Source organism: Vibrio sp. 2132-1 (assembly GCF_033344315.1).
On sequence record NZ_JAWPON010000789.1, the window covers coordinates 1 to 533 of the forward strand.

Genomic DNA, 533 nt, shown 5'->3' on the forward strand with positions numbered 1-533 from the left:
GATTACTTACGTGAACCCAGTAAAGCCAATCTGACCATCTTAGAGAACATGTGGAGCTCGGTTGCTCGCAACCAAAAACTGTATAAGCAGATCCGTTTTCTCGATACCTCTGGCACCGAAAAAGTTCGCATTAAATACGATTTCAAAACCAGCATCGCTGGCCCATCATTGATCCTTCGAGATAAATCTGCGCGAGAGTATTTTAAATACGCGCAGAGTTTGGATAACGAGCAAATCTCAGCTTGGGGGATTGAACTTGAAAGGGACAAAGGTGAATTGGTTTATCCGCTAAGTCCGTCACTACGCATTTTGATGCCAATTTCAGTGAATGACGTTCGACAGGGTTACTTAGTGTTGAATGTCGATATCGAGTATCTGTCATCCCTTCTCAACTATTCACCAGTGCGAGATTTCCACATCGAGTTGGTTAAGCACAACGGCTTTTATATCGCGAGTCCTGACGAGTCGCGCTTGTATGGCGATATTATTCCTGAGCGTTCTCGGTTTAATTTCTCGATTATGTTTCCAGATAC

At 43.7% G+C, this 533-nt stretch carries 1 pseudogene; it reads left to right on the plus strand.

The window, feature by feature from the left end:
• Positions 1-533: pseudogene (locus tag R8N47_RS28010) on the plus strand (diguanylate cyclase); the annotation flags it as partial.